Below are 268 nucleotides of genomic sequence, written 5' to 3' on the forward strand. Positions count from 1 at the left end.
TACCTTCAGCGAGGTGTTCGAGCACCTCCTTCCCGAGACCCGCGGCGTACCGTCCCAAGCGGTCGAGGACTGGACGCGGCAGGACTGGTATCTGGCTCGGCATCGATTCCGGATGGCGGTGGTCTTCGCTTGGGGCCGAATGGGCTACGTCGACTACGATCTGGCGGTTGCGAGGAGCCTTCGGCCCGGCCGCCGACTGGCCGGGCTGATCGAACGAAACGAGCGCATCCGGTCTCTCGCGGGAGAAACGTCGCCGCCCGAATCGAAG

At 66.0% G+C, this 268-nt stretch carries 1 protein-coding gene; it reads left to right on the top strand.

Translation table 11 applies throughout. The features are described from left to right. The coding region (locus SB753_RS37645) for a hypothetical protein (RefSeq protein ID WP_410805233.1) at window positions 1–268 on the top strand (268 nt) is incomplete at both ends.

The organism is Paraburkholderia sp. SIMBA_053 (assembly GCF_046534895.1).
Lineage (GTDB): Bacteria > Pseudomonadota > Gammaproteobacteria > Burkholderiales > Burkholderiaceae > Paraburkholderia > Paraburkholderia caledonica.